Annotated in this window: 28 protein-coding genes; 16 read left to right on the top strand and 12 right to left on the bottom strand. The window is 56.3% G+C overall.

Annotated elements, in window-relative coordinates; translation table 11 throughout:
- Window positions 1–18: 18 nt before the first annotated feature.
- The 8 genes from L991_RS11485 (at window position 19) to L991_RS11450 (ending at window position 5,785) form a co-directional block, all read left to right on the top strand.
- Window positions 19–1,410 carry an RNA polymerase factor sigma-54 gene (locus L991_RS11485; RefSeq protein WP_047395481.1) on the top strand — a complete coding sequence of 464 codons (1,392 nt, stop codon included), beginning with the start codon at window positions 19–21 and terminating at the stop codon, window positions 1,408–1,410.
- 29 nt (window positions 1,411–1,439) lie between these two features.
- Complete coding sequence (hpf, locus tag L991_RS11480; protein ID WP_028448733.1) at window positions 1,440–1,766, top strand: ribosome hibernation-promoting factor, HPF/YfiA family; 327 nt, start codon at window positions 1,440–1,442, stop codon at window positions 1,764–1,766.
- Between the two features lie 105 nt (window positions 1,767–1,871).
- The gene (locus L991_RS11475; protein ID WP_028448734.1) at window positions 1,872–2,345 is read left to right on the top strand and encodes a PTS sugar transporter subunit IIA; all 474 of its coding nucleotides are present in this window, start codon (window positions 1,872–1,874) and stop codon (window positions 2,343–2,345) included.
- A 94-nt stretch (window positions 2,346–2,439) separates the two neighbouring features.
- Window positions 2,440–3,384, top strand: a complete 945-nt coding sequence (gene hprK / locus L991_RS11470; protein WP_028448735.1) for an HPr(Ser) kinase/phosphatase — start codon at window positions 2,440–2,442, stop codon at window positions 3,382–3,384.
- Window positions 3,385–4,260, top strand: coding sequence for an RNase adapter RapZ (gene rapZ, locus L991_RS11465; protein WP_052190833.1), 876 nt, complete (start codon window positions 3,385–3,387; stop codon window positions 4,258–4,260).
- Window positions 4,250–4,633 (top strand): NusG domain II-containing protein, encoded by a 384-nt coding sequence (locus L991_RS11460; protein WP_047395477.1) that lies wholly within the window; start codon window positions 4,250–4,252, stop codon window positions 4,631–4,633. Before rapZ ends, L991_RS11460 begins: the two co-directional genes overlap by 11 nt.
- Window positions 4,614–5,174, top strand: coding sequence for a Gx transporter family protein (locus L991_RS11455; protein ID WP_047395475.1), 561 nt, complete (start codon window positions 4,614–4,616; stop codon window positions 5,172–5,174). The genes L991_RS11460 and L991_RS11455 overlap by 20 nt, the downstream gene beginning before the upstream one ends.
- A complete protein-coding gene (locus L991_RS11450; RefSeq protein ID WP_047395473.1) occupies window positions 5,171–5,785 on the top strand; it encodes a flavin prenyltransferase UbiX in 615 nt (204 codons plus the stop codon). The genes L991_RS11455 and L991_RS11450 overlap by 4 nt, the downstream gene beginning before the upstream one ends.
- Window positions 5,786–5,902: 117 nt before the next feature.
- On the opposite strand, the gene L991_RS11445 is transcribed toward L991_RS11450, so the two are convergent.
- From L991_RS11445 to L991_RS11430, 4 genes are all read right to left on the bottom strand, one after another.
- Window positions 5,903–7,258: an MATE family efflux transporter gene (locus L991_RS11445; protein WP_047395469.1), complete on the bottom strand. Its 1,356-nt coding sequence runs from the start codon at window positions 7,256–7,258 to the stop codon at window positions 5,903–5,905.
- Window positions 7,259–7,286: 28 nt separating this feature from the next.
- A complete protein-coding gene (locus tag L991_RS11440; protein ID WP_047395467.1) occupies window positions 7,287–7,601 on the bottom strand; it encodes a hypothetical protein in 315 nt (104 codons plus the stop codon).
- 246 nt (window positions 7,602–7,847) lie between these two features.
- Window positions 7,848–8,300 (bottom strand): D-aminoacyl-tRNA deacylase, encoded by a 453-nt coding sequence (gene dtd, locus L991_RS11435; RefSeq protein WP_047395464.1) that lies wholly within the window; start codon window positions 8,298–8,300, stop codon window positions 7,848–7,850.
- A complete protein-coding gene (locus L991_RS11430; protein ID WP_047395461.1) occupies window positions 8,300–8,662 on the bottom strand; it encodes a hypothetical protein in 363 nt (120 codons plus the stop codon). Before L991_RS11430 ends, dtd begins: the two co-directional genes overlap by 1 nt.
- Before the next feature lie 295 nt (window positions 8,663–8,957).
- Here L991_RS11430 and asd point away from each other — a divergent pair, with 295 nt between their 5' ends.
- A complete protein-coding gene (gene asd, locus L991_RS11425; protein WP_047395696.1) occupies window positions 8,958–10,064 on the top strand; it encodes an aspartate-semialdehyde dehydrogenase in 1,107 nt (368 codons plus the stop codon).
- Window positions 10,065–10,213: 149 nt separating this feature from the next.
- Here asd and L991_RS11420 read toward each other — a convergent pair whose 3' ends face one another.
- Window positions 10,214–11,854 carry an electron transfer flavoprotein-ubiquinone oxidoreductase gene (locus L991_RS11420; RefSeq protein WP_047395458.1) on the bottom strand — a complete coding sequence of 547 codons (1,641 nt, stop codon included), beginning with the start codon at window positions 11,852–11,854 and terminating at the stop codon, window positions 10,214–10,216.
- A gap of 144 nt (window positions 11,855–11,998) precedes the next feature.
- Here L991_RS11420 and L991_RS11415 point away from each other — a divergent pair, with 144 nt between their 5' ends.
- From L991_RS11415 to L991_RS11400, 4 genes are all read left to right on the top strand, one after another.
- Window positions 11,999–12,748, top strand: coding sequence for an electron transfer flavoprotein subunit beta/FixA family protein (locus L991_RS11415; protein WP_047395455.1), 750 nt, complete (start codon window positions 11,999–12,001; stop codon window positions 12,746–12,748).
- Entirely contained in the window at window positions 12,745–13,683 is a 939-nt protein-coding gene (locus L991_RS11410; protein ID WP_047395451.1) for an electron transfer flavoprotein subunit alpha/FixB family protein, read from the top strand. Before L991_RS11415 ends, L991_RS11410 begins: the two co-directional genes overlap by 4 nt.
- A 4-nt stretch (window positions 13,684–13,687) precedes the next feature.
- Window positions 13,688–14,464: a ferredoxin--NADP reductase gene (locus tag L991_RS11405; RefSeq protein WP_028448746.1), complete on the top strand. Its 777-nt coding sequence runs from the start codon at window positions 13,688–13,690 to the stop codon at window positions 14,462–14,464.
- Window positions 14,465–14,571: 107 nt separating this feature from the next.
- Window positions 14,572–14,871, top strand: coding sequence for an STAS domain-containing protein (locus tag L991_RS11400; RefSeq protein WP_028448747.1), 300 nt, complete (start codon window positions 14,572–14,574; stop codon window positions 14,869–14,871).
- 113 nt (window positions 14,872–14,984) lie between these two features.
- Here L991_RS11400 and ntrC read toward each other — a convergent pair whose 3' ends face one another.
- From ntrC to glnA, 7 genes are all read right to left on the bottom strand, one after another.
- On the bottom strand, window positions 14,985–16,382 hold the full coding sequence (gene ntrC, locus L991_RS11395; protein WP_047395447.1) for a nitrogen regulation protein NR(I): 1,398 nt from the start codon (window positions 16,380–16,382) through the stop codon (window positions 14,985–14,987).
- Between the two features lie 3 nt (window positions 16,383–16,385).
- Window positions 16,386–17,435: a nitrogen regulation protein NR(II) gene (glnL, locus tag L991_RS11390; RefSeq protein WP_028448749.1), complete on the bottom strand. Its 1,050-nt coding sequence runs from the start codon at window positions 17,433–17,435 to the stop codon at window positions 16,386–16,388.
- 130 nt (window positions 17,436–17,565) lie between these two features.
- Entirely contained in the window at window positions 17,566–18,060 is a 495-nt protein-coding gene (locus tag L991_RS11385; RefSeq protein ID WP_047395444.1) for a DUF4124 domain-containing protein, read from the bottom strand.
- A gap of 30 nt (window positions 18,061–18,090) precedes the next feature.
- A complete protein-coding gene (locus L991_RS11380) occupies window positions 18,091–18,381 on the bottom strand; it encodes a SelT/SelW/SelH family protein (RefSeq protein ID WP_028448751.1) in 291 nt (96 codons plus the stop codon).
- Complete coding sequence (locus L991_RS11375; RefSeq protein ID WP_047395441.1) at window positions 18,378–18,998, bottom strand: HAD-IA family hydrolase; 621 nt, start codon at window positions 18,996–18,998, stop codon at window positions 18,378–18,380. The genes L991_RS11380 and L991_RS11375 overlap by 4 nt, the downstream gene beginning before the upstream one ends.
- Window positions 18,999–19,050: 52 nt before the next feature.
- Window positions 19,051–20,544, bottom strand: coding sequence for a diguanylate cyclase (locus tag L991_RS16580; protein WP_052190831.1), 1,494 nt, complete (start codon window positions 20,542–20,544; stop codon window positions 19,051–19,053).
- 200 nt (window positions 20,545–20,744) lie between these two features.
- Entirely contained in the window at window positions 20,745–22,154 is a 1,410-nt protein-coding gene (gene glnA / locus L991_RS11365; RefSeq protein WP_028448753.1) for a type I glutamate--ammonia ligase, read from the bottom strand.
- A gap of 285 nt (window positions 22,155–22,439) precedes the next feature.
- Between glnA and L991_RS11360 the strand changes: the two genes are divergently transcribed.
- From L991_RS11360 to mtgA, 3 genes are all read left to right on the top strand, one after another.
- Complete coding sequence (locus tag L991_RS11360) at window positions 22,440–22,892, top strand: rhodanese-like domain-containing protein (RefSeq protein ID WP_047395439.1); 453 nt, start codon at window positions 22,440–22,442, stop codon at window positions 22,890–22,892.
- A 113-nt stretch (window positions 22,893–23,005) separates the two neighbouring features.
- Window positions 23,006–23,845, top strand: a complete 840-nt coding sequence (aroE, locus tag L991_RS11355; protein ID WP_047395436.1) for a shikimate dehydrogenase — start codon at window positions 23,006–23,008, stop codon at window positions 23,843–23,845.
- A gap of 57 nt (window positions 23,846–23,902) precedes the next feature.
- A complete protein-coding gene (gene mtgA, locus L991_RS11350) occupies window positions 23,903–24,610 on the top strand; it encodes a monofunctional biosynthetic peptidoglycan transglycosylase (RefSeq protein WP_374749647.1) in 708 nt (235 codons plus the stop codon).
- Window positions 24,611–24,717: the final 107 nt, after the last annotated feature.

Genomic DNA, 24,717 nt, shown 5'->3' with positions numbered 1-24,717 from the left:
CATCACTGGCCGCAGTTTATGAAGCAAAGTCTGCAGCTGCGCATGGCGCAGCAGCTCAACCTCACGCCACAACTTCAGCAGTCGATCAAACTGCTGCAACTCTCTACGCTGGATTTTCAACAGGAAATCGAGCAGTACCTCGCTGACAATCCGCTGCTCGAACGCGAAGACCATGGTCTGGATAGTGCCGATGCCAGCGAAGCCCAAGACACCAGCGCCAACGAGCGTGATGATTTTGAAGATGATGGGCTGCGCTGGGATGAGGTGCGTGGTAGCCAATCGTTTGATGATGATGACGAGCATGATCCCACGCTGCGGGTTGCCATTGAACTTAGCCTGCGTGATCACCTGTTGGCGCAAGCTCGCTTGCTGGCTTTACCTTCCCGTGATTTTGCTTTGCTCACCATGCTCATTGAAGCGCTGGACGACGATGGCTTATTGCCGGTGTCGCTAGAAGAAGTATTTGAGCAGCTGCCAGCGGAGTTCGTCGCGGAGCTTGAGCTGGAAATGGCTGAACTGCAGATCGCACATCAGCATTTATTGCAGCTGGAGCCATTGGGCGTCGGCGCGCGCTCGCTGGGCGAGTGTTTATTGCTCCAGCTCAAACAATTGCCGCCCAGCCCTACGGTAGAGTTAGCTAAACGGGTGTTGCTAGAAGGCTTGGAATTACTCGCGGTACGGGATTTCACTCGTTTAAAGAAACTTTTGCAGTGCAATGAAGTCCAGTTAAAAGAAGCGCAGCAGATTATTCGTAGTTTGAACCCGCGTCCGGCGGCCAATTGGGGGGGCGAAACGGCCCGCTATGTTGTGCCGGATGTGCTGGTGCAAAAGGTGCGCGGCCGCTGGTCGGTACGGCTGAATCAGGCGGCGCAACCCAAGCTGAAAGTTAATGAGATGTATGCGCGGGTGTTGCAGGGGCAAGCTGGCGAGAGTTTGGCAGGCCAGCTGCAGGAAGCGCGCTGGTTAATTAAAAGCATTGAGCAGCGTGGCAATACTATTTTGCGCGTGGCGCAAGCGATTGTGGCGCGGCAGCAAGCGTTCTTTGAATATGGCGAAGTGGCGATGAAACCCTTGGTGCTACGGGACATCGCCGAAGAGCTGGATTTGCATGAATCCACTATCTCGCGGGTGACAACGCAAAAATTTATGCTGACACCCCGCGGGGTTTTGGAGTACAAATATTTCTTCGGTAGTCATGTTGAAAATGACAGCGGTGGGGAAAACTCGGCGACCGCGATCAAAGCTTTGATCAAACAGCTGGTCCAGCAGGAAAATGCACAGAAACCGTTATCCGATAATGCTATAACGGAAGAACTCGCAAAGCAGGGTGTGGCAGTTGCGCGGCGCACCGTTGCTAAATATCGGGAGGCGTTAGGTATCGCGCCTGCCAGTCAGCGCAAAAGCCTGTAATGGGCGCATAAAAACGAAGGAGCAATAATATGAACCTCAATATCAGCGGTCATCATCTTGAAGTTACTCCAGCTATCCGCGATTACGTGAGCAGTAAAATCGAACGCGTGATTCGTCATTTTGACAACGTGATCGATGCAACGGTCATTCTGGCGGTTGATAAACTGCAGCACAAAGCCGAGGTTACCGTGCATGTCAGTGGTAAAGACATCCACATTGAATCGATTGAGGAAGACCTGTATGCCGCGATTGATGTCCTGATGGACAAACTGGATCGCCAGCTGGTCAAACACAAAGAAAAGCTCTCTTCGCATCGCAATGAGGCGCTGAAACATCAGGCGGTGGCCGAAGAATAATTACGTTGCGTAGGCAATACAACGGGAACGCCGCGAGTCGTTCCCGTTTTTGTTTGCCCGCAAGGCAAGTACAATAGTTCGACCATAAGGAAATACACCAACACCATGAGCCTCATTACCAAAATCCTGCCAACCACCAATGTGTTTCTCGATCTGGATGTGGGAAGCAAGAAGCGGGTGTTCGAGCACGTGGGGATCGTGTTTGAAAATAGCCATGGCATCGCGCGCAGCGTGATCTTCGATAGCCTGTTTGCCCGCGAAAAACTGGGCTCCACTGGCCTTGGCCAAGGCGTGGCGATTCCACACGGCCGGATCAAAGGTCTGAAAGAAGCCACCGGTGCGTTTGTACGCCTGAAAGAGCCGATTCCATTTGATGCCCCAGATAGCAAGCCTGTGGCTTTGATTTTTGTGCTGCTGGTGCCAGCCAATGCCACCGATCTGCATTTGCAGATTCTGTCCGAGTTGGCGCAGCTGTTTTCCGACAAGCAGTTGCGTGAAGAGCTAAACACCATGACCGAAGCGCATCAGGTCTGGGAGCGGATCGCCAGCTGGGAGCCCTACGGCGCCGATTTTGCCTAATTGACTCGGCCAGCTTGGCTGGACGCCAGCCACTGGCCTGCTTCATAATCAAAACTGCATCCATGTGCCGATGCAGTTTTTTTTTGAGACCGGTATGCCACAGATTACTGCCCGCCAGCTGTTTATTGATAACGCCGAAAAATTGCGCCTCACCTGGGTTGCCGGTCAATCTGGGGCAAATAATCTGCTCTCGAATGACGAAAGTGAGCAAAAGCCCTCATTGTCGCTGGTTGGGCATTTGAATTTTGTGCACCCCAACCGGATTCAAGTACTCGGGATTGCCGAAGTCGCTTACCTCAATGCGCTATCCCCAGAGGTGCAGCTCAGTAGCTTGAATCAGCTCTTTGGCAATGAAATGGCGGCCATGATTGTCGCCAACGGCCAAGTGGTACCCGATGCCTTGCGCGATGCGGCCGAGCGTCATCATGTACCTTTGCTCACTAGCCCTGAGCAATCTCCGTATTTAATGGAGGTATTGCGCTACTACCTAAGTAAGGCGCTGGCTGTATCGACACACCTGCATGGGGTATTTATGGATGTGCTGGAGGTGGGCGTATTGCTTACCGGTGAGTCATCCATGGGTAAATCCGAATTGGCGCTCGAGCTGATTTCACGCGGCCATGGCTTGGTGGCCGATGATGTGGTCGAGGTGTATCGCACCAACCCGGAAACCCTGGAAGGGCGCTGCCCGCCGATGTTGCGCGATTTCCTGGAAGTGCGTGGGATTGGGGTGCTGAATATTCGCACCATTTTTGGTGAGACGGCGGTGCGGCCCAAGAAAACATTGAAATTGATTATCCATTTGGCCAAAGCCGGTGGTGAATCGCTCACGCCGGTCGATCGGCTGCAGATGCAGGCGGCTACCCAGGCGATTCTGGATGTGCCGGTGCGCAAATTGGTGATTCCGGTAGCCGCCGGCCGTAATCTGGCGGTGCTGGTTGAGTCGGCGGTGCGCAATTATATTTTGCAATTGCGCGGGATCGATTCCACGCGCGAGTTTATCGAGCGCCACCAGAAATTCATGGAAATGGGGGAGTAAATGCCAACCACTACCCAAGTGCCGCTTCACCATCAGCAGTTAATCCTGCTGTCTGGTCTTTCGGGCGCCGGCAAATCCGTGGCTTTGCGGGCGCTGGAAGATATGGGCTACTACTGCATGGATAATCTGCCCGCACCCCTGATCCGTGACGCGGTCTCGATGCTGGATCAGGATGGCTATCCACGGGTCGCAATTGCAGTGGATGCCCGCAGTGCGCACAATCTCACTAGCCTACCCGAACGTCTGGCTGAAATGAAAGCCATGGGTTTAGATGTGCGCGGTCTGTTTCTGGAGGCGGATGTCGATACTATCGTGCGCCGCTATTCCGAAAGCCGCCGCAGTCATCCACTGTCAAACGGTGCGCTCACGGTGGCTGAATGTATCGCCATGGAGCGCGAAATGCTGGCTGAAGTGCGCGAACTCGCCCACTGTATCGATACCAGCGGCATGTCGGCGGCGAAGTTGCGGTTGTGGGTGCGCGAGTTTATCGCCGTTGATGCAGCCAAGGTCACGCTGATTTTTGAATCCTTCGGGTTTAAGCACGGCATTCCGCTGGATGCCGATTTTGTGTTTGACGCCCGCTGCCTCCCCAATCCCTATTATGATCCGGCCTTGCGCCCGCTCACCGGCATGGATCAGCCAGTGGCGGATTTTCTGATGCGCCAGCCCAGCGTTGGGCCGTATCTGACGCATATTCTGGGCTTTCTGGAGCGCTGGTTGCCCGAGTTCGAGCGCGATCAGCGCAGCTATGTAACGGTGGCAATTGGCTGCACGGGCGGTCAGCATCGTTCGGTGTATTTGGCTGAAGAATTGCGCCGACATTTCTCCCGTTCGCGGCAGGTCTTGCTGCGGCATCGCGAGCAGCATGGGCACTGAGCTGTGGCGATGTTTACGCGTGGGCGACTGGTGTTTGCTTGCGCTTTGTGTGCTGCTGTGGGCAGTGCTCACGCACTGGAGCTGGCAGCAGCCCGGCGCCACGCGGGTGCGGATCTATCAGGATGGGCAACTTTACGCTGAGCTGGATTTGCTGGCCCAGCGCACCTTGGCGGTGCCTGGCCCACTGGGTACTACCGTGGTGGAAGTGCGGCAGGGAAAAGCCCGCATTGCCCAAGACCCTAGCCCGCGGCAGTATTGTGTGAAAGCTGGTTGGCTGCAGCAAGCCGGGCAGGCGGCAATTTGTTTGCCCAATCGCACCAGTATCGAACTCACCGGCCAGCAAGCCCGCCCTTATGACAGCCTCAGCTACTGATTCTGCCGCGCAGCGTTTGCAGGTAACGGCCCAGGATCAACAGATTGCACGGCTGGCGGCGATTGCGATTGCCCTAGCCGTGCTGGAATCCGGTATACCTTCGCCGATTCCCGGCGTGAAACCGGGGCTGGCGAATATCGTGACTTTGCTGGCGCTCACACGGCTGGGCTGGGCGGCGGCAGCGTGGGTGAGTGTGCTACGCATTCTGGGGGCGAGTATTGTGCTGGGGGGGATTTTCTCGCCCGGTTTTGCCCTGAGCCTTGCCGGCGGCGCTTGCAGTTTGCTGGTGCTGGCGGTAGCGCAATATTTGCCGCGGCGCTGGTTTGGGCTGGTGAGCCTGTCTTTGTTGTCGGCCATCGCGCATACCGCTGGGCAGCTGCTCTTAGCGCGGCTGTGGCTGATTCCGCATAACGGCATTGTGTATTTGATTCCCATCTTGCTCGGGATGGGTTTAGTGTTTGGTTTGGTCAATGGCATGGTGGCGGAGCAACTTTTGCGCCGCTGGCCGGCCCAAGCGGATTTACAAGAGAGAGACGCATGAGCAAAGTAATCACGGTGGCGCTCACTGGCGCCTCGGGCCTGCCCTATGGCCTGCGTACGCTGGAATGCCTGCTCGCGGCCGGCTGCCAGGTGCGCCTGGTGTATAGCCAGGTGGCGCAAATTGTGGCGCGGCAAGAGCTCGATCTGCACTGGCCAGCCCGGGCGGCTGATTTGGCCGAGCAGCTGCGCGCGCAGTATCAGCTGGCCGATCCGCAGCAGCTGCAAGTGTATGGGCAGCAGGAATGGTTCGCGCCGATGGCCTCGGGCAGCAATCCCGGCGACGGCATGGTGGTGGTGCCGTGCTCGATGGGGGCTTTGTCGGCGATCGCCAATGGGGCTTCGGATAATCTGGTCGAACGCGCGGCTGATGTGATGATTAAAGAGCGCAAAACGCTGGTGCTGGTGCCCCGCGAAACGCCGTTTTCTGCTATTCATCTGGAAAATATGCTCAAACTGTCACGGCTGGGGGTGGTGATTTTGCCGCCGAATCCGGGCTTTTATCATCATCCGCAATCGATTGATGAGCTGGTGGATTTTGTAGTGGCGCGGATCTTGGATCAGCTGGGCGTGCCGCAGCAGCTAATGACGCGCTGGGGTGAGCCCAATAGTTAAACAACAGAAGAATTAGGTTAAAAAAACCGGGACAGGCCCGGTTTTTTATTGGGGTATTGCCTTCTGGCAATTGCTTGTAAAGGCTTTTGGGGCAATACCTAGTCGATGTATCTTTGCCTAGGCATGCTGGCGTAGGCGGGCACGGCTCAGGCGGCCAAATAGTATTAGCAGGGAGAGCGCTGCGCAGGTCAAGGCTACCACCAAGGCAATCCAGTAGCCGCGTGGTCCCATCCCGCTAATTGGGCCGAAGCCAAAGGTTAGCGCATAGCCCAGTGGCATGCCCACCAGCCAGAACGCCAGCATATGCAGCAGCATCGGCAGGCGGGTGGATTGATAGCCGCGCAGCACGCCGCTGGCCACCACCTGAGTGGCATCCGAAAACTGGAAAATCCCGGCCAGCACCAAGAGCTGGGTGGCCAAGGCCAGCACAGCGGCATCCTGCGTATACCAGCCGGCAATAAACTCGCCAAACAGCATGGTTAGCGCCGCACCGACTCCGGCCACCAAAAGGCCTAGCCGCACACCGTTTTGCCCGATCAGGCGTGCCTGCTGCCAGTCATTGGCCCCCACCGCTTGCCCCACCCGGACGGTGAGGGCGGTGCCGATGGCCATCGGGATCATAAACAGCAAGGAGGCAAAATTGAGTGCCACCTGATGGGCTGCAACCGCGGTCGTGCCTAGGCGGGCGATTAGCAAGGCGATCAGACTAAAGGCGCTGACTTCAATAAAAAACATCAAACCAATGGGTATGCCCAGCTTAGCCAGCTGCCATTGGGTTGGCCAATGAATACCCCGCAGGGTATCAAAGGGATGTGTGCCGCGGTACACCGCCGCGCTGCGAATCCACAGCCACCACATCAGCGCGCTGGCCCACATGCACAGTGCGGTGGCCCAGCCACAACCGACTGCGCCGAGTGCTGGCGCACCAAAATGGCCGTAGATCAGAATCCAGTTCGCCGGCACATTCAGCGCCAGCGCGATTAGCGCAATCACCATCATCGGCTTGGTTTGATTGAGCGCCGAGCTGTAACCATACAGCACTCGGCTAATCGCTAGTGCCGGCAGGCCCCAGCTTACCGCGGCCAGAAAGCGCTTGGCCTTATCGGCCACTTCTGCGGTCAGGCCGAGGTGATCGAACACTGGCAATAGGGCATGGGCCAGCAGCATGGCGATGCCGCCGGTGATCAGCGCCTGATAGAGTGCTTGCTGGGTCAGGGCTGGTAATTCAGCTGCTTTGCCGGCACCCACTTTGGCCGCCGCTAGCGGGCTAATAGCCAGCAACAGCCCCATCAGCGTCACAATCAGGGTGGTCCAGATCGAGGCACCAACCGAAACGGCGGCTAGATCGCCGGCCGAAACATGACCCGCCATCACCGCATCTACAAACGCAGTGCCGGTTTGCGCCAGCTGGCCGATCATAATCGGCCACGCTAAGGTGAGCGTGGCTTTGGCATCGTTAAATCGTTTTGGCATGGCGCTCCATGGGGGCCCGTGCCCCCGCTTAGCGCGGCTGGTGACGGGCCGGTTCGTAATGACCCAGCAGGTCGGCAAAACGACTGTTGAACACCAGCGCCTCTTCCAGTGTGAGATCCAGCACCAAGAGCCGGCCATCGGGCAGATTCTGGGTGGGTAAGCCTAAACTCACTGCGGCCGCATAGGCCAGTTGCAAGCGATGGGGCGCGGTGTGCGGGCTCAGCCGCAATACCAGCCGGGGGTGATTGCGCCAGCGGCGCAATGGGTCGGCAACAGACACGCGAGAGGTCACTTCAAGGTTGGCCTGTGAGGGTGTTGCAGGCAGTTCAAGACAGTCGTACATGGGCAAACTCCAATGAATTTGCCGGTGATCACTGATCACCGACGCTTTAGCGGTACTTCCGGCCAACGGCCTTGCGCCCCGCAAGTTGTCGATTAATAGGCGCAAAAAAACCACGACAGGCGTGGCAAACAGCACGCTTTAGCAGACATTTATTGCGCGCCCTGCAATCTGTCGTCAAATCGGCGCGTTTGAATTTACTCTACGCCGGCCCCGCAGGCCGGCAAATAGGGGATTACCGCAATGGGCTTAGGCGGGCTGTTTCGAATCCAGCAGAATGGTCACCGGCCCATCGTTGGTCAAGCTGACCTGCATGTCAGCCCCAAAACGGCCGGTGGGAATGGCTTGGCCCAGTTTCTGGCTTAGGCTGGCGACAAACTGATTGAACAGCGGCTCGCTGATTGCGCCAGGGGCGGCGGCGCTCCAGCTGGGGCGGTTGCCCTTTTTGCAGCTGGCATACAAGGTGAACTGACTGACCGCCAGCACGGCTTCACCGGTATCGAGCAAAGAGCGATTCATAACCCCGGCTTCATCATCAAAAATACGCAGGTTGGCGAGTTTATTGACCAGGTAATCAATATCGGCGTGGTCATCGTCATGCGTGATGCCCACCAGTACCAGTGCGCCGCGGCCAATCTGGCCGACGATCTCGCCAGCGACGCTAACCTGCGCCTGGCTCACACGTTGAATGACCAAGCGCATTAGCGCACCGCCAGCGAGCTTAGCTGGCCCGGCTCATTGGCCAGCAGGGTACGTTTGAAGGAGCCGGTTTGATCGTGTGGTTGCAGCGCGACGCGTAGACGGCGCTTCAGCGGAGCCGAGAGCGCGCTGTCTTTTTGATCGAGGGCGCGCAAATCGCGCAGCAGGTGGCGCAGGAAAAAAGGCATGCCTTCGCTGTTTTCACGAAATTGGTCAATTTGCTGGGCTAGGCCACAGTTCAGCGCCATTTCGATGCGAAAGGCCAAATCCAGCGCCAGCATCTGCAATTGTTCGGTTTCCACTTTTTGGGCAGCGGCTACCAAAATCGGGTTGGTAAATTGCCGGGCTTGCGGTGCAGTGCTCATGCTCTCGGTCTCCACGGGCTATGTCTTATGCTGGCTTTTCTTGTAAGTTCGGACAGAAAATACACGATTCACATCGAATCGTCATATTTTTTTCGGTCTGACGGATTTTGCGGCCGATCTTACCCGAAAGGCGCTAGCCAGATATGCGGAATTTCACTAATATCAATGGTTTGTTGCCCCGCAGAGCGCGGCTAGGATGGCGTACTCTGGCAACATGCGCGGCACTTGGGCGCAACTGAAGTTGTGGCTGGCGAGTGATGGCGCTCTGTATCGAGTAATCAACAAGGAAAAAAGCATGAAGCGGGTAGGTTTAGTCGGTTGGCGCGGTATGGTGGGTTCGGTCCTGATGCAACGCATGCAGGAAGAAAAAGATTTTGATCTGATCGATCCCGTGTTTTTCACCACCTCGCAAGCCGGTCAGGCAGCGCCTAATTTTGGCAAAGAAGCGGGCACGCTGAAAGACGCGAACGACATCGCCGAGCTGAGCAAAATGGATGTCATCATCTCTTGCCAGGGTGGTGACTACACGACTGCGATTTTCCCGCAACTGCGCGCTAGCGGCTGGACTGGCTACTGGATTGATGCGGCATCGACTTTGCGCATGGAAGACGACGCCGTGATCGTGCTCGACCCGGTGAATGATGACGTTATCCAGGCTGCATTGGCCAAAGGCGTGAAAAACTACATCGGCGGCAACTGTACCAACTCGATCATGCTGATGGGTATGGGCGGTCTGTTTAAAGCCGGCCTGGTGGATTGGGTGTCATCAATGACTTACCAAGCCGCTTCGGGTGGTGGTGCCAACCACATGCGCGAATTGCTCAAAGGCATGGGCGTGGTTTACAACTCGGTGGCGGCTGAATTGGCCACTCCAGCGTCAGCGATTCTGGATATCGACAAAAAAGTGGCTGAAACCATCCGCACCGACGTGCCAACCGAATACTTCGGCGCACCACTGGCCGGTGGCCTGATTCCGTGGATCGACAAACAACTCGACAACGGCCAATCCAAAGAAGAGTGGAAAGGCCAGGCCGAAGTGAACAAAATCCTCGGCACAAGCGCTACGATTCCCGTTGATGGCCTGTGCGTGCGTATCGGCGCAATGCGTTGCCACAGCTTGGCACTGACCATCAAGCTGAAAAAAGATCTGCCACTGGCCGAGATCGAAAGCATTATCAAGCAAGGCAATCCATGGGTGAAATGGGTACCTAACGATCGCGAAATCAGCGTGAAAGAGCTGACTCCAGCAGCGATCACCGGCAAGCTCGACATCGGCGTGGGCCGTGTGCGCAAGCTGAACATGGGCCCAGAGTATCTGAGCGCCTTTGTGATTGGTGACCAGCTGCTGTGGGGTGCGGCCGAGCCGCTGCGTCGCATGCTGCGCATTTTGCTGGCGAAATAAGGCGTGAGCCCCGTTGGGGCTCAGCGTAAAAAAGGGAGCTGCGGCTCCCTTTTTTCTTGGCTGCTATGTACTGCTGCCATAGGATCTGGCTTAGTGTATATGGCTGCAGGCTTTAATATAAATGGCCTGTAGACCTATACCCGTCATACTTACATCCCCGCATACAACGGGCCACCGCCGCCTTCGGGCGCTGTCCACTGAATATTCTGCTTCGCGTCTTTGATATCACAGGTTTTACAGTGCAAGCAGTTTTGCGCATTGATCTGATATTGCCGCTGGCCATTGAGTTGCACAATTTCATACACGCCCGCCGGGCAATAATGGCATTCGGCCTGGCTATCGTTATGCAGGTGCACCGGGGTAATCAGCTCGGGATCGCGCAGGCGCAGATGGGCCGGTTGATCGTGTTCGTGCGAAACATTGGCCAGCGCCAGCGAATCCAGCTTGCTAAACGTCAGCACGCCATCTGGTTTGGGATAAGCAATCGGCGTGGCTTCATTCATCGGCAGGTGGTAGAGATGATCAGGCTGACGATGGTGTAAAGTCCACGGCACACTCAGCCCCAGCTGTTGCAACCACATCTCACAGCCCGCATACAGGGTTCCGGCCAGGGTGCCAAAACGGGTGAGGGCAGGTTTAATATTGCGCACTGCATGCAATTCGGCCATTACCGGCGAGGCCGCTAGGCGCTCGCGGTAGGCGTTCAGTGTGTCATGCTGGCGGCCGGCGGCGATGGCCTCGCTCACCGCTTCGGCTGCATACATGGCCGAGCGAATGGCATTGTGGGTGCCTTTAATGCGCGGCACATTCAATAGCCCCGCACTGCAGCCCAGGATGGCGCCGCCCGGAAAGGTGAGCTCGCCCAGCGATTGCCAGCCGCCTTCGCTAATCGCCCGCGCGCCATAGGCGATGCGTTTGCCGCCTTGCAGCAGCGGGCGAATCGCCGGATGCGTTTTAAAGCGCTGCAATTCATCAAATGGCGACAGATACGGGTTGCGATAATTGAGGTGCACTACATAGCCAATCGCTACTTGCTGATTGGGCAGATGATAGATAAACGCGCCGCCGCCGGTTTGATTATCCAGCGGCCAGCCTTGCGCATGTACTACTTTGCCCAATTGATGCTGCGCGGCCGGAATTTGCCAAACTTCTTTTACGCCCAGGCCATAATGCGCCGGGTCAGCTGCCTTGCGCAGGGCAAAGTGCTGTTCCAGCTCGGCGGCCAGCGAGCCGCGCGCGCCTTCGGCAAACAGGGTATAGGCGGCCACAATTTCAATGCCGCGGGTGAAATCGACCTTGGGCTGGCCGTTTTTGGCGATGCCCATATCGCCGGTGGCAATCCCGCGCACGGCACCTTGTGCGTCGTACAGCACTTCGGTGGCAGCAAAGCCGGGGTAGATTTCCACCCCCAGCGCTTCAGCTTGCTCACCCAGCCAAGCCACCACTTCACCCAGCTTCACAATGAAACAGCCCTCATTGTGTAGCGGCTTGGGCAGCAGGGCGCTCGGCAGGCGAAAGGCCTGATCTTCATCCAGCCACAAAAATTCGTCTTGCGTAACCGGGGTGGCTAGCTGTGGAGCCTGGGTGCGCCAAGTGGGGAGCAATTCATCCAGCGCCACCGGATCGATCACCGCGCCAGATAGCGTATGCGCACCCAGCTGTGCACCTTTTTCCAGCACACAGACATTCAGCGCCGCATTGCACTGCTTGAGCCGGATCGCTGCGGCTAGCCCGGCCGGGCCGCCACCGACAATCACTACGTCGTACTGTATCTGTTCCCGATCGCTCATGACGAATTCCTATATCTATGAATGCAATATATTAATTAAATTTAATCGTATTTACAGATATTGTACCGCTGGCCTAGAATGGTTGCCAAGTTAGTTTTGCAGCCGGCAGCTTAATCCGATCCGGCCCTTCACAGGAAATAGAACATGAAAATCTTGGTGCAGATCAAGCGGGTGATTGATTATCAAGTCACCGTGCGCCCGACGGCCGATGGCCGCAATGTGGAAACGGCCGGCGTCAAAATGAGCATTAACCCTTTTGATGAAAACGCGCTGGAAGCCGCCGTGCGGCTGAAAGAAGCGGGCCTCGCGACTGAAGTGCTGGCCGTGGCCATCGGGAGCGCCGCCAATCAGGATGTATTGCGTCACGCGCTGGCGATGGGCGCCGATCGCGCCTTGCTAATTGAAACCGAACACACGCTCGGTAGCCTGCAAACCGCCAAAGCGCTCAAGGCGCTGGTGGCGCGCGAAGACCCACAGCTGGTGCTGACCGGCAAGCAGGCCATTGATGACGATGCGGCGGAAACCGCACAAATGCTGGCGGCGCTGCTGGATTGGCCGCAAGCCACGTTTGCCTCGGCGATTACGCTGGCCGATGGTGTGGCCACCGTGGTGCGCGAAATCGATGGCGGGCAGGAAACACTGCAGCTGAATCTGCCGGCTGTGATCAGCGCTGATTTGCGCCTGAACGATCCGCGCTTTATCAAGCTGCCCGCGCTGATGATGGCGAAGAAAAAACCGCTGGAAACCCTGCCGTTGGCCGAATTGGGCACGGTGGATGCACCTGCGCTCACGCTGGAAGCGGTGAATGAACCACCCGCTCGTCCCGCCGGGCGCGTGTTGGGGAATGTTGATGAATTAGTGGCTGCGCTGCGCGCAGCAAAGGTGCTGTCATGAGCGTATTAGTGATTGCGGAAATTGATGCAAACGGTTTGAAAACCGCCACGCGCTCTGCGATTAGCGCGGCGGCACAGTTGGGCGGTGAGGTGCATGTATTGCTCGCTGGCGAGAATATCCGGGGTGTTGCCCTGCAAGCCAAAGAAATAAAAGGCTTGAGCAAGATACTGGTGGCCGACGCCCCTGAATATGCACAGGGCATCGCCGAAAATCTGAGCCCGTTGGTGCGCCAGCTGGCCGCCGATTACCAAACCATCGTCGCTGCGGCGACCAGCTTTGGTAAAAACCTATTGCCTCGCGTGGCGGCGCTGCTGGATGTGGCGATGGTGTCGGAAGTGACGCAGATTTTGGCGCCACGCCGGTTTGTGCGGCCGATCTACGCCGGTAATCTGAACGCCACCGTGGCCGCGCCCGCGGGGCAGTTGGTGCTCACCATTCGGCCTACGACGTTTGCGCCGGCCGAGCTGCAAGGCGGTGCTGCCGAAGTGGTGGCTGTGGCCGGTACCGGCGACGCAGCTAAAGCGCGCTTTGTGCGCCGCGAATTGGCGGTCTCCGATCGGCCAGAGCTCGCCACCGCGAAAGTTGTGATTTCCGGCGGCCGCTCGCTCGGGAGCAAAGAAGCCTTCCACGCCACGCTTACTCCGCTGGCTGAACAACTTGGGGCCGCCATCGGCGCCACCCGCGCTGCCGTGGATAGCGGCATGGCGCCCAATGATTGGCAAGTGGGCCAGACCGGCACGGTGATTGCGCCTGAGCTGTATATCGCCTTTGGTGTTTCCGGCGCCGCCCAGCACGTGGGCGGGATTAAAGACGCGAAAATCATCGTGGCCGTGAATACTGACCCGGATGCGCCGATTTTCAAAGTGGCCGACTATGGTTTGGTGGCCGATCTGTTTACTGTGATTCCGGCGCTGCAAAGTGCCCTGAAAGGTTGAGCTGATGTCTAAATTTGCCCATGAAACCGTCTTAAGCGTGCGCCACTGGAATGACACGCTGTTTAGTTTTACCACCACCCGCGATGAATCATTGCGCTTTGAAAACGGCCAATTTGTAATGATTGGCCTCGAAGTCGACGATAAACCACTGGTGCGCGCGTATTCGATTGCCAGCGCCAATTACGAAGAAAACCTCGAGTTTTTCAGTATTAAAGTGCCCAATGGCCCGCTCACATCGCGCCTGCAGCATTTACAAGAAGGCGATAAATTGCTGGTGAGCCGTAAGCCGACCGGCACGCTGGTGCTGTCCGATCTGAAACCGGGCAAACATCTGTATTACCTGAGCACCGGTACGGGCTTGGCGCCGTTTATGAGCCTGATTAAAGATCCGGAAGCTTACGAGCGCTTTGATAAGATTATTTTGGTGCATGGCGTGCGCACAGTCAGCGAGCTCGCCTATGCCGAATACATCGAGCATGAGCTGCCGAATAATGAGTATTTTGGCGATATGGTGCGCGATAAGCTCATTTACTACCCAACCGTGACCCGCGAGCCATTTCGTAATCAGGGCCGGCTGACCGATTTGATTCGTTCAGGCAAATTGGCGGCGGATCTGGGCCTGCCACAGCTTAATCCACAAACCGATCGGGCCATGCTGTGCGGCAGCCCGGCGATGCTGGAAGATACGTGCCAACTCTTGGATGAGCTGGGTTTTGTGGTGTCGCCACGTATCGGCGAGCCGGGCGATTACGTGATCGAACGGGCCTTTGTCGAGAAATAATTGGTTATTGTTGCGCGGAAGGGAAGGCTGGCCGATCCAATTTGCCGACTGCCCGCCCGCTGCAATAGACTAATGCTGATAAAACTATTCAGCATTTGAGACCGGTTATGCAAACACAGATCAATTTTGACCAAGGCCGTGGCCAGATTGCGATGAAAGGAAACTTCACTTTCGAATCGCATCGCGAATTCAAACAAGCGACCACCAGTGTGCTGGAACAAGCCGGCCTTACCGAAATTGAACTGGATTTCGCCGAGGTGGATTACATGGATTCGGCCGCCCTGGGCATGTTGCTGCTTTTGAATGAGCGCGCCAGCGGTCGCAAAGTGACTTTGGTTAACTGCAAAGGCACCGTGAAATCGGTGTTGGATATTGCCAACTTCGGTAAAATTTTCGAGATTCGCTAAGCCCTCATTCGGCCATCCATGATGTAGCCGGGCCGATCTGCCCAGAAATAACAGAAATAAAAAACCAGCCTTATGGCTGGTTTTTTATTGGGCCCGCTTTGGCTGCTTGCCGCTTAGGCGTTTTCTTCCATCCCCAGCTCTTGGATTTTACGAGTAAGGGTATTGCGCCCCCAGCCTAGTAATTCTGCGGCCTCTATGCGTTTACCCCCGGTATGTATCAGTGCAACTTCGATCACTGTGCGCTCAAATGCAGGAGTGATGTCGTCCAGCACCCGGGTATCGCCGCGAGTCAGGCGCAGACTGAGCTCTTGGCTCAGCGCCTGCCGCCAATCACCGCTCACCGGCAGGCTATGGCCTTGCTGCTCCAGCAGTTCGGGTGGTAAATCAGCAGCTTCAACCACTTGGCCAGGCGCCATCACGGTAATCCAGTGGCAGATGTTTTCCAGCTGGCGCACATTGCCCGGAAAAGCAAAGCTGGTGAGCCAGGCCATGGCGGCATCCGCCAGCCGCTTGGTTTCTACCCCCAGCTCTTGAGCCGAGCGTTGCAGAAAATGCTTGGCCAGCAGCGGAATATCTTGGCTACGCTCGCGCAGCGGCGGTAGGCGCAGACGAATGACATTCAGACGGTGAAAGAGGTCTTCGCGAAACTGGCCGGCTTTTACGCGTTCTTCCAGATGCTGGTGCGTGGCGGCGATCACGCGCACATTGGCTTTGATCGGCTGATGGCCACCCACGCGATAAAAATAGCCATCCGAGAGCACGCGCAATAGCCGGGTTTGCAAATCCAGCGGCATATCCCCGATTTCATCCAGAAACAGCGTGCCGCCTTCGGCTTGTTCGAAACGCCCAACCCGTTTGGCATCCGCACCGGTAAAAGCGCCGCGCTCATGGCCAAACAGCTCGGATTCGAGCAGATCTTTGGGAATAGCCGCGCTATTGATCGCCACAAACGGCTTATTGGCGCGTGGGCTATGGCGATGCAGGGCGCGGGCCACTAGCTCTTTCCCGCTGCCCGATTCGCCGGTGATCATCACCGTGGCCGCCGATTGGCTAAGCCGGCCGATGGCGCGAAAGACTTCCTGCATGGCTGGCGCCTGACCCAGCATTTCCGGCACGCTGGCCGCGGGCTCTGGTTGATCTTGCAGCTGTTCGCTCTCCTGCAGCGCCCGGCGGATGAGAGCGATGGCCTGATCCACGTCGAAGGGCTTGGGTAGATATTCAAACGCACCGCCCTGAAAGGCTGATACCGCGCTATCCAGATCGGAATGCGCGGTCATGATAATCACCGGAATCTGCGGCCGATCGCGTTTCACTACTTCCAGCAAGGCCAGCCCCGATTCGCCGGGCATGCGGATATCGCTGATGATGACTTGCGGCTGCTCGTATTCCATGCGGTTTAAGGCTTCGGTGGCCGAAGCAAAGGTGGCATGAGCAATATTTTCGCGCGACAGGGCTTTTTCAAATACCCAGCGGATCGAGCGGTCGTCATCAATGATCCAGACTGTATTCATGGTTTAGTCCTGTTTTTGCCACGCATTCAGTGGCAGCAAGATGGTAAAAGTGGTTTGCCCAGGGCGGCTGTCGAATTCAATCGTGCCGTGGTGTTGCGCCACATAGGTGTGCGCCAGATGCAGACCGATACCGGTGCCGCCCGGGCGGCCGGACACCAGCGGGTAAAACAGTGTTTCGGTGAGATGCTCGGGAATGCCCGGGCCGTTGTCGGTGATTTCGATCTTCAGCGCCAGCGGATAGCGGCGGCGATTGAGTGTGACCTGCCGGGCAATCCGGGTGCGTAACTGGATTTCACCAATGCCGCTCATGGCCTGAATGGCATTACGCACGATGTTCAACGCTGATTGGATCAGCTGTTCTTTATCGGCGATCAGCGAGGGCAGGCTGGTATCGTAATCGCGCTTCACCGCCAGCCCGTTGGGCGTTTCGGCTAGCACCAGACTGCGCACGCGTTCTAGCACCTCATGGATATTCAGCTCTTTGAGCTGCGGCAGCCGATGCGGCGTGAGTAGGCGATCCAGCAGGCTTTGCAGGCGCAGGGCTTCATCCACGATAACCTGGGTGTATTCCTTGAGCTGCGGGTCGGGTAATTCGTGCGCCAGGAGTTGTGCCGCCCCCCGAATCCCGCCCAATGGGTTTTTGATTTCGTGGGCCAGATTACGGATCAGCTCGCGATTGGCTTGCTGCTGGGCTTGTAGCCGCTCTTCATTCACAATCCGGCGCTGTTGGTCGATACGGCGGATTTCCAGCAGCAGGCTGGCTGCCGGTGATTCGATCGGGGTGGCTTCTAGCGTGACATACATATCGCCTTCTACCCCGGGCACCACCAATTCATGCTCGGTGATGGATATATTTTGTTGCAGTGCGGCCTGCGCCGCTGACACAATCGGGCTGAGCTCGCCAAAACAGTGCACCAAGTGCGGCAATTCCAGCGCGCGAAGGTTAAACAAACTCACAGCGGTGGGGTTGGCATAGCAGATGCGGCCATCCTGATCGGTGGCGATCACGGCGGCATCCAGAAAATCTAGCCCGGCAAAAGCAGGGTGGCTCATTGTATGGCTCCACAACCAAGAGTGCTGCCAGCCTAAAGCAAAACTCAGGCCAACAATTTTTGGGATCTTTGTGGTTTAAGCATACAAAAAACGCACCGAAATGGTGCGTTTTTTTCTAGCCTGTGTGCATTTAGCGCATCCGCGAGATTTCAGCCTGCAGGGCGGCGGTATTTTTTTCGTGCATCACGATGGTTTCGCGCAGGCGGCCGATGCGATCCAGATAAAGTTTGGGGTTGGCTTTTTCGTCGGCGGATTTGGTGCTCTCGGCTTCCTGCAGCGCTTTGCGCGCCATGGCGAGTGCATTTTGCTCGCTGGTGAGCTCGTCATTCAGGATCTGACGGCGGTTGGTGTCGCGGCTTTTCTGGGTGGCGGCATCCACGCGCGGGAAATTGGCCGGCGAGGGCACATTCACTTTATTGGCGCGGGGCTGGGTGGCGCTGCTGCTGCCGCCACCACTGCTCTCTGCTCGACGGGGGGCAGGTTCGCTCATAATGCGCACCGCGCCTTTCACCGGGGTGTTGGTGAACGTGACATTGCCATTCTCATCGACATATTTGTATATGTCGGCCCAGGCTGGGCTGATCAGAAGGCTACATAGCAAGGGATAAAACAGTATTCTGCGCATGCCGGTAAAGTATCACAGTCTGGCGGGACGTTAAAACGAAGCCGCCGGTCTGTCGGCATGACCCAATGGTTTATCTGGCGCGATGTGATCACGCACACGCTGTTTAAGCACCTTGGCTTCCGGGAAACCACCATCAAGCTGACGATCCCAGATTAGCTGCCCATCACAGTGAATCAGAAAAACCCCGCCCGTGCCGGGTTGGAGTGCAACTTCACCTATTTCGAACGCAAAAGTGCTCAGGAGTTCCTGCGCCAGCCACGCGCTGCGCAGCATCCAGTTGCATTGGGTGCAGTAGTGAATGGTGATGCGGGGCTTACTCAAAATATCAGTCCTTCGGCGCGCAAAATGGCCGCGGTGTTGGCCGCGCTGGTGTGATGAATGCCATGCCAGCCCACCGCGCTCGCGCCGGCGGCATTGGCGGCGGAATCATCGATAAAATACAAATCAGCCGGTTTGGCATTTGGGTGATGGCGCAGGATGCGCTGATACATCAGGTGGTATATGGCTGGATCTGGCTTAATTAAACCCTCGCGGCCAGATACCACGATGTCGGGCAGGGTGTGCAGGAAGGGATAATGCTCCCACGCATACGGGAAAGTCTCGGCCGACCAGTTGGTAAGCCCAAAGACCGGATAGCCCGCCGCGCGCAGCGCGTCAAAAAGCGCCATTCCCTCGGGCAATAAGCCGCGCAAAGTTTCCGGCCAGCGCGCATAAAAAGCGGCGATCTGCGCCGCGTAGGCTGGATATTCGGCCGATTTTAGTGCCACGGCTTCGGCAATGGTGCGGCCACGATCTTGCTCGATATTCCAGGACGGATTGCAGACTTCGCGCAAAAACCACTCGCGCTCGGCCGGATCGGGCAGCAGCGATTCATACAGATAGCTTGGGTTCCAATCAAACAGCACCCCGCCAAAATCGAAGACGACAATCGCTGACATCGTAGCTTCCGCTCAAAAGAAAGAATTGTAGCGATTTTAGCGCGCGCTGTATTCAGCGGTGATGACTGCTGCCGGGGCTGAGGTAGCTGGTGCTGACACTGGCTGAATTAATAACGCGATTGCGCCCACTGGCTTTGGCCACATACAAGGCTTCATCAGCGCGCCCCAGCAGGTCATCCAGGGTCAGGTCCATGACGCTGAGCGCGGTTACACCAAGGCTAATGGTGAAGTGAATGGGCGGGCGCTGATCAACCAATAAGGGGTTGCGCTCAATCAGGCCACGGATTTTTTCAGCCACCAGATTGGCTTGTTCCAGCTCGGTATCAGGTAGCAAAATCACAAATTCCTCGCCTCCCCAGCGGGCAAAGGTATCGATGGCGCGCAGATGCTGGCTACATAAGCGGCTCAAGTGCTTAAGCGCCAAGTCGCCCAATAAATGGCCATGCTGGTCGTTGATTTTTTTGAAGTGATCGATATCGAGCAAAATGATCGAAAGTGCTTGTTTATAGCGCCGGGCACGTACTACGGCCTCGGCGCAGCGACGTTGCCATTCGCGGCGATTGTAGACCTGAGTGAGCTCATCAGTGGTGGCTAACTCCGATAAATGCTTGTTGGCCTGCATCAAGGCATTGGTGCGTGCGGCGACTTCGGCTTCCAAATTCGCAGTTTGTTGGGCTTTTTCCTGCTGGATCAGGGCATGAAACTGAAAAGTGAAGGCCAGCGAGAAGATAAACAGCTGCAGGTTCAAGAAGGTCTCGGTGGGGGTGTCACCAATAAATCCACTGCCACCAAAATGCCCGCCTAGTGCGCATAACAGTCCAACTAGCAGCAAGCCCAAATGCACCCCGCTAATTTGGTGGCGTATGGCGATGTACAACATGACCGGCAAGCTCAGAATCATCAGATGACGATCGACAAAGAGCGCTACGCCTACCAAAAGCGACAGGCCGACAAGCAGCGGCAGACCTTGGCGCAAGACCGGTTGCAGGCGTTGTTGGCGCCAATCTTCCAGTAGTGGCAGCAACAATAGAACGCCCGCGAAGTTACTGAGCGCCTGAATGAAGGTGATCATTGCCCATTCGGACCAGTTATGGGCCTGGATTAAACCCATGCCATACCAGAGTAGTACGAGCAGCGGAGTGGTGAGCAGAACGGGAATGGCGCAGATTTGATACCAGATGCGGGGCAATTGAGCGGCTTTTTGCCAAAATTCGGCCCCAAAATAACGCCTGGTACGTCGGTAGTAATAATTGCCCAGCCAAGCTTGCAGCGCATCAATCCCGCCGGACACTAAGAGGGCTGGAAAAAGGGTGAACCATTGTTGCTGGCTTTGTCGATACAGCGCGAAGTTAATTAAGACATGACCAATGAGAATCACCGTATAGGCTTGGCGGCCGAGCTGAATCGCTCCCATCATTGCAATGCCAGATGCCAGCCAGATCACGACCAGATAGGCCGATTGAATGGTGCCGAGCCGAATGCTGAGCCAGGCGGCCAGCATATAGCTGCACAGCAAAAGTAGGGCTGGTTTGGGTTTGATGCGCATGGAATAAATAACTGCAAGCTTTCATAATTTTGACGAATTGTAGTGGCCAATTATGAAACTGTCTGGAAAAAAACCACCAAAGGCCATTTTTTTATGACGTGCGCGTGCAATAAATCTGCGGACAAGAAAAAACCCGCATCAGCTAGGCTGAATGCGGGTTGGTGCATCAATCGGCCTGTGCAAGCACCGGCCGAAATTGATTACAGCGAGTAGTACATATCGAACTCAACTGGATGCACGTTCATGCGAGTGCGGTTTACGTCGTTCATCTTCAGTTCGATGTACGCGTCGATCCACTCGTCGGTGAATACGCCGCCACGAGTCAGGAACTCGCGGTCTGCATCCAGTGCCGCCAGAGCTTCGTCCAGAGAAGCACAAACGGTTGGGATCAGTTTGTCTTCTTCTGGTGGCAGGTCATACAGGTTTTTGTCTGCTGGATCGCCTGGGTGGATCTTGTTCTGGATACCATCCAAACCGGCCATCAGCAGCGCTGCGAAACACAGGTATGGGTTAGCCAATGGATCTGGGAAGCGCGCTTCGATACGACGACCTTTGTCGCTAGAAACGTGAGGGATACGGATTGACGCTGAACGGTTTTTCGCAGAGTAAGCCAGTTTTACTGGGGCTTCGAAGTGCGGAACCAGACGACGGTACGAGTTAGTACCTGGGTTGGTGATCGCGTTCAGTGCTTTAGCGTGCTTGATGATACCGCCGATGTAGTACAGGGCAGTTTCAGACAGGCCTGCGTAGCCGTTGCCTGCAAACAGGTTTTTGCCATCTTTCCAGATTGACTGGTGAACGTGCATACCTGAACCATTGTCGCCAACCACTGGTTTTGGCATGAAGGTTGCAGTTTTGCCGTATTGGTGAGCAACGTTGTGCACTACGTATTTCAGGATCTGAGTCCAGTCAGCACGTTGAGTCAGGGTCGAGAATTTAGTACCGATCTCGTTCTGACCTGCATTCGCTACTTCGTGGTGGAATACTTCAACTGGTACGCCCAGCTCTTCCAGCACCAGTACCATAGTGGCACGGATGTCTTGGTGGCTGTCTACTGGTGGCACTGGGAAGTAGCCGCCTTTCACGCGTGGACGGTGGCCCAGATTGCCGCCTTGAGTTTTGTCAGCAGTTGCCCAAGCGCCTTCGTCTGAACCGATCTTCACGAAAGTACCTGACATGTCCGTGTTCCAACGGATGCTGTCAAAGATGAAGAATTCTGGCTCTGGACCGAAGAATGCAGTGTCACCGATACCTGAAGTTTTCAGATAGGCTTCAGCACGTTTGGCCAGAGAGCGTGGATCACGGTCGTAACCTTTACCAGTTGCTGGCTCCAGTACGTCACAAGTGATGAACACGGTTGGTTCGTCGAAGAAAGGATCGATCTTGGCAGTTGATGCATCTGGCATCAACAGCATGTCTGAAGCCTGAATGCCTTTCCAGCCGGCGATAGAAGAGCCATCGAACGCGTGACCGTTTTCAAACCACTCTTCGTCAACTACGTGAGAAGGAACGGTTACGTGCTGCTCTTTACCGATAGTGTCGGTGAAGCGCAGATCAACGAAACGGATGTCGTTGTCTTTAATAAGCTTGAGAACGTCGGCTACAGCCATGTTGTCGCTCCTAGTTGGGACAGTGAATCAAGTGAAGTTGTAGTGTGCGTTTTTGCGCACGGGACGGCAGATGAGTAAGCATAAACCGTGCCAAGCGAAGTAACGTCTTCCAGCTATTGTGCCACAAGTGTTTTGCTCCGCGCACATTTGCACGTGCTGATTATTTTGGTGCGCGTAGACAAATATTGCACTGAAATGGTGCGTTTGCACTGATGAGTGGCGCTGCTGTTGGTGCTTTACGGTTTGCGAATATAATCAATGGCACTTGATGACGGAGACGTGACGATGAGCCAAGCCAATGACATTCTGCAACAGGCCCAAGCCAGAGCGGCTGCCCAGGGTTTACCTTATGCCGGTGCGGTAACCCCGGCAGAGGCCTGGCAACTGGCACAAACCCTGCCCGGGGCGGTGATTGTCGACGTGCGCACGCATGCTGAATGGCAATGGGTCGGCGTCGTCCCGAATGCCGAGCTGATTGAGTGGAAATCCTACCCTGGCATGGCGGCGAACCCGAATTTCCTCACCCAACTGAAAACCAAAGTCGATCCCGAGCAAGTGGTGATGTTTTTGTGCCGTTCCGGTGCGCGTTCGCACGATTCCGCGCTCTTGGCTGCACAGCATGGCTACACGGCGGCTATGAATATTCTGGAAGGCTTTGAGGGCGATAAAGATGCTGCTGCCCATCGCGGCACGGTGAATGGCTGGAAAGTGGCCGGCTTGCCGTGGCAGCAAGGCTGAAACGCGCCGCTAAGCTCTCTGTGCGGCCAGCAATGGCCGCTGCTGTGTTTTGAGTTGAATTTTTATTTGCTTCAATCTGGGTGGGGCATGGCTTCATCCAATCTGGAAAAATCATGTCCCAGCTGCCTTCGCACGTGGTAATCGGCCATCCGATTGCGCATTCCAAATCGCCGATAATTCATGCGGCTTTTGCCGCCCAGTTTTCCGCTGAGCCAGCGCTAGCTAGCTTTGAGTATGACCGCTTGCTGGCACCACTGGATGGATTTGCCACCAGCTTGCAGCAATTTGCAGCACAAGGGGGGCAGGGTGCGAATGTTACCGTGCCGTTTAAAGAGGAGGCCTTTGCGCTGGCCAGCGAACTGACACCACGGGCGAAAGCCGCCGGCGCGGTGAATACCTTGCAGTATCTGGGCGGTAATCGCTGGCTGGGGGACAACACCGATGGCGCGGGCTTGGTAGCGGATATTTTGCGGCATATCAGCATACGGGGGCGGCGTATCTTGCTGCTGGGCGCCGGTGGCGCGGCCCGTGGCGTGATACTCCCTCTACTGGAGCAGCAACCGCATTCGCTTACCATTGCCAATCGCACTTTGGCTAAGGCAGAGGCCCTGCAGGCGCATTTTCAGCCCACCAGCGCGATTGCGATCGCGGTCAGTACATTTACTGAGTTGGTCGGCGAGTTTGATCTGATTATTAATGCCACTTCCGCCAGTCTGGGCGGTGAGCGTTTGCCGATTGCCCCTACGGTGTTTGCACCCAATGCACTGGCCTACGACATGATGTATGGCAAGGAGGAAACACCCTTTCTTGCCCAGGCGCGCGAAGCCGGCGTGGCGCAACGAGTGGATGGCTTGGGCATGCTAGTCGGGCAGGCGGCAGAGGCCTTTGCCCTCTGGACCGGCTTGCGCCCGGATGTCGCCCCTGTGTTAGCGCAACTACGGCAGATAGCCTAGGGTATGTGGTTGTAAATATTATCTTGATTGATTTGTAGAAGAATACTGTAGGGAAGTATGGCCAAAGGGAAAGTGGGTGTGATGGGCTGGCTAGGGCGGGCGGTAGCCTGTCTGCTGCTGTTGTTGCTACTGTGGAATGCCTGGATGCTGGCGCAGATTGTGGCCTGGCGCTGGATTAACCCCGGCCAGACCGCCTTTATGGCCGAGCAGCTAGAACGCCTGCAGGCGCAAGACCCCGCTGCCGAGCTCAAATTTACTTGGGTCGATTATGCGCAGATTTCCCCAAACCTAAAGCGCGCGGTGGTGGCGGCGGAAGACGCGAAATTTCTCAATCACGAAGGATTTGATTGGGAAGGCATGCAGGCGGCGTGGGAGAAAAACCTGCAAAAAGGCCGCATCGTGGCGGGCGGGTCGACCATCAGCCAGCAGCTGGCTAAAAATCTGTTTCTTTCCTCGAGCCGTAACCCCTTACGCAAAGTGCAGGAAGCCATTCTCACCGTGATGATCGAAGCCTGCTGGGATAAACAGCGGATCTTTGAGGTGTATCTGAATGTGATTGAGTGGGGTGACGGGGTATTTGGTGCTGAAGCGGCGGCGCGGCACTACTATAAAACCAGTGCCAAGCGCCTCGGCGCGGGGCAGGCGGCCAAATTGGCCTCGATGGTGACCAATCCGCGCTATTACGACAAAAACCGCAGCGATCGGCGCTTGTTGCGCAAAACCGCGATTATTCAGCGCCGGATGGCGTATGCCGATATTCCCTAAGCGTGGTTGGCGGTCTTGGCTTGGGTGATGTGAGGGCTGTTGTACGGGAAAACCATAATCAATGCTAGCATGGCCGCCGGTCATGTTCGGAGATGGGAAGTGGGCCA

Source organism: Chitinibacter sp. ZOR0017 (assembly GCF_000799095.1).
GTDB classification, from domain to species: Bacteria; Pseudomonadota; Gammaproteobacteria; order Burkholderiales; family Chitinibacteraceae; genus Chitinibacter; species Chitinibacter tainanensis.
The sequence above is the reverse complement of the archived record's forward strand: the minus strand, read 5'-3'. Positions and strand labels throughout refer to the sequence as shown.

What these genes read in the sequence shown, in the direction of transcription:
- L991_RS11485 (WP_047395481.1), top strand. Translation starts at nt 19, where the DNA reads ATGAAGCAAAGTCTGCAGCTGCGCATGGCGCAGCAGCTCAACCTCACG.
- hpf (WP_028448733.1), top strand. Translation starts at nt 1,440, where the DNA reads ATGAACCTCAATATCAGCGGTCATCATCTTGAAGTTACTCCAGCTATC.
- L991_RS11475 (WP_028448734.1), top strand. Translation starts at nt 1,872, where the DNA reads ATGAGCCTCATTACCAAAATCCTGCCAACCACCAATGTGTTTCTCGAT.
- hprK (WP_028448735.1), top strand. Translation starts at nt 2,440, where the DNA reads ATGCCACAGATTACTGCCCGCCAGCTGTTTATTGATAACGCCGAAAAA.
- rapZ (WP_052190833.1), top strand. Translation starts at nt 3,385, where the DNA reads ATGCCAACCACTACCCAAGTGCCGCTTCACCATCAGCAGTTAATCCTG.
- L991_RS11460 (WP_047395477.1), top strand. Translation starts at nt 4,250, where the DNA reads ATGGGCACTGAGCTGTGGCGATGTTTACGCGTGGGCGACTGGTGTTTG.
- L991_RS11455 (WP_047395475.1), top strand. Translation starts at nt 4,614, where the DNA reads ATGACAGCCTCAGCTACTGATTCTGCCGCGCAGCGTTTGCAGGTAACG.
- L991_RS11450 (WP_047395473.1), top strand. Translation starts at nt 5,171, where the DNA reads ATGAGCAAAGTAATCACGGTGGCGCTCACTGGCGCCTCGGGCCTGCCC.
- L991_RS11445 (WP_047395469.1), bottom strand. Translation starts at nt 7,258, where the DNA reads ATGCCAAAACGATTTAACGATGCCAAAGCCACGCTCACCTTAGCGTGG.
- L991_RS11440 (WP_047395467.1), bottom strand. Translation starts at nt 7,601, where the DNA reads ATGTACGACTGTCTTGAACTGCCTGCAACACCCTCACAGGCCAACCTT.
- dtd (WP_047395464.1), bottom strand. Translation starts at nt 8,300, where the DNA reads ATGCGCTTGGTCATTCAACGTGTGAGCCAGGCGCAGGTTAGCGTCGCT.
- L991_RS11430 (WP_047395461.1), bottom strand. Translation starts at nt 8,662, where the DNA reads ATGAGCACTGCACCGCAAGCCCGGCAATTTACCAACCCGATTTTGGTA.
- asd (WP_047395696.1), top strand. Translation starts at nt 8,958, where the DNA reads ATGAAGCGGGTAGGTTTAGTCGGTTGGCGCGGTATGGTGGGTTCGGTC.
- L991_RS11420 (WP_047395458.1), bottom strand. Translation starts at nt 11,854, where the DNA reads ATGAGCGATCGGGAACAGATACAGTACGACGTAGTGATTGTCGGTGGC.
- L991_RS11415 (WP_047395455.1), top strand. Translation starts at nt 11,999, where the DNA reads ATGAAAATCTTGGTGCAGATCAAGCGGGTGATTGATTATCAAGTCACC.
- L991_RS11410 (WP_047395451.1), top strand. Translation starts at nt 12,745, where the DNA reads ATGAGCGTATTAGTGATTGCGGAAATTGATGCAAACGGTTTGAAAACC.
- L991_RS11405 (WP_028448746.1), top strand. Translation starts at nt 13,688, where the DNA reads ATGTCTAAATTTGCCCATGAAACCGTCTTAAGCGTGCGCCACTGGAAT.
- L991_RS11400 (WP_028448747.1), top strand. Translation starts at nt 14,572, where the DNA reads ATGCAAACACAGATCAATTTTGACCAAGGCCGTGGCCAGATTGCGATG.
- ntrC (WP_047395447.1), bottom strand. Translation starts at nt 16,382, where the DNA reads ATGAATACAGTCTGGATCATTGATGACGACCGCTCGATCCGCTGGGTA.
- glnL (WP_028448749.1), bottom strand. Translation starts at nt 17,435, where the DNA reads ATGAGCCACCCTGCTTTTGCCGGGCTAGATTTTCTGGATGCCGCCGTG.
- L991_RS11385 (WP_047395444.1), bottom strand. Translation starts at nt 18,060, where the DNA reads ATGCGCAGAATACTGTTTTATCCCTTGCTATGTAGCCTTCTGATCAGC.
- L991_RS11375 (WP_047395441.1), bottom strand. Translation starts at nt 18,998, where the DNA reads ATGTCAGCGATTGTCGTCTTCGATTTTGGCGGGGTGCTGTTTGATTGG.
- L991_RS16580 (WP_052190831.1), bottom strand. Translation starts at nt 20,544, where the DNA reads ATGCGCATCAAACCCAAACCAGCCCTACTTTTGCTGTGCAGCTATATG.
- glnA (WP_028448753.1), bottom strand. Translation starts at nt 22,154, where the DNA reads ATGGCTGTAGCCGACGTTCTCAAGCTTATTAAAGACAACGACATCCGT.
- L991_RS11360 (WP_047395439.1), top strand. Translation starts at nt 22,440, where the DNA reads ATGAGCCAAGCCAATGACATTCTGCAACAGGCCCAAGCCAGAGCGGCT.
- aroE (WP_047395436.1), top strand. Translation starts at nt 23,006, where the DNA reads ATGTCCCAGCTGCCTTCGCACGTGGTAATCGGCCATCCGATTGCGCAT.
- mtgA (WP_374749647.1), top strand. Translation starts at nt 23,903, where the DNA reads ATGGCCAAAGGGAAAGTGGGTGTGATGGGCTGGCTAGGGCGGGCGGTA.